General features: G+C 58.3%; 3 protein-coding genes. All 3 read left to right on the top strand.

Annotation, left to right across the window (positions count from 1 at the left end; genetic code table 11):
* A partial coding sequence (locus DFR46_RS00025; protein WP_147297585.1) for a DNA methyltransferase occupies positions 1 to 234 on the top strand: 234 nt, incomplete at its 5' end.
* Positions 235 to 236: 2 nt separating this feature from the next.
* Positions 237 to 656: a DUF5681 domain-containing protein gene (locus DFR46_RS00020; RefSeq protein WP_116234599.1), complete on the top strand. Its 420-nt coding sequence runs from the start codon at positions 237 to 239 to the stop codon at positions 654 to 656.
* Positions 653 to 1,641, top strand: a 989-nt coding sequence (locus tag DFR46_RS00015) for a terminase (RefSeq protein WP_116234598.1), incomplete at its 3' end; no start/stop codon positions are given. The genes DFR46_RS00020 and DFR46_RS00015, both read left to right, overlap by 4 nt.

Here is a 1,641-nt window from a genome sequence, read left to right as displayed (position 1 = left end):
ATCCGGGATTGCTCGAAACAGCGCGGTCTCATTCTCGATCCGTTTAGCGGCAGTGGCACAACGCTAGTCGCTGCCGCGCGGACTGGACGCCGGGGTGCCGCGATCGAGATTGATCCGGTCTATTGTGACGTCACTCTCGGACGCCTTGCCAAAGAAACCGGCGCGACGCCCAAATTGCCGTCCGGCCAGACCTTTGACGAGGCACGTACAACGCGCCTCAGCGGGGAGGAGTGATCATGGCAAATAAGAAGCGCAGGCGCCCGGTTGGATATGGAAATCCGCCGGTGGAACATCAGTTTGGACCCGGACAAAGTGGCAATCCCGGCGGCCGCCCCCCAGGCGCGAAAAGCCTGAAAACCGTGCTTGCCGAGGAGCAGTCGCAGCGTGTCAGTGCAACGGACAGCCAGGGGAAGACCCGGAGTTATTCAAAGCTGCAGCTCGTTGTGAAAAGGTTGATCGAGAAAGCAGCCAAGGGCGATGTCAGGGCGATCGCAAAATTGATCGAGTTGAACATCCAGGTCTTTGGCATCGAGGATGGTACCGAACGCAAAGCGCATGCCGACCGGCGCGACGGTGACATCATCGAAGACTATTTGCAGCGGCGGATCAATGAGGAACTCGCCCGGCGCAGCAATGCAGACGGAGAGGGGCAATGACCGATCCGGATACCGCCGCACTTATGCGCCGCATCTTGCGCGAGGATCAGTCTGCCTTTGTGCACAAAGTGTTCAACTCGCTCGTCCATGGCGGGGAGTTCAAGCCCAACTGGCATCACCAGGCGATATTGTATCAGCTTGAACGCGTTCGAACCGGTGAGATCAATCGACTGATCATCACCTTGCCCCCGCGCAATCTCAAATCGATCATCGGCAGTGTGGCCTGGCCGGCCTTGCTGCTCGGAATTGATCCAACGCTGTCGATAATCTGCGCGAGCTATTCGAACGATCTGGCGTTGAAATTCTCCCGGGACTGCCGATCGATCATGGGATCAGACTGGTACCGGTCGCTGTTTCCAAAGACGATACTTTCGCGGGAACGCAATTCCGAAGCCGAGTTCATGACCACGAGACGAGGGGGGCGGATGGCGACATCTGTTGGCGGCACTCTAACCGGCCGGGGCGGTGACATCCTGATCATCGACGATCCGATGAAGCCCGAGGAAGCCATGTCGGAGACCGCGCGGAAAAATGTTCTGGAATGGTTTGGCCATACCGTCATATCGCGGCTCAATGACAAGGTTGAGGGAGCGATCGTTGTCATCATGCAGCGCCTTCACGAGGAGGATCTGGCCGGACACTTGCTGGAGCAGGGAGGGTGGGAGCATCTGTCCTTGCCCGCCATCGCCGAACATCAAGAACTGATCCCGACTGGTCCTGATCGCTTTTTCGAGCGCCTGCCAAACACCGTATTGCATGCGGCGCACGAGCCGCGATCAGCTCTGGAACAGATCAAGCATGCTCAGGGCTCTTCAGTTTTCTCTGCCCAATATCTGCAGCAGCCGGTGCCGGCCGAAGGCTTGCTGATCAAGCGGGAATGGCTGCGACGCTATACGGCGCCGCCGAAATCTGAGCCCGGAGACAAGATCATCCAGTCATGGGACACCGCGTCTAAGGAAGGCGCTCTAAACGACTGGTCTGTTGG

Source organism: Parasphingopyxis lamellibrachiae, assembly GCF_003385775.1.
GTDB classification, from domain to species: domain Bacteria; phylum Pseudomonadota; class Alphaproteobacteria; order Sphingomonadales; family Sphingomonadaceae; genus Parasphingopyxis; species Parasphingopyxis lamellibrachiae.
Note: the sequence above shows the minus strand (reverse complement) of the source record. Positions and strands in the feature narration are given on the sequence as shown.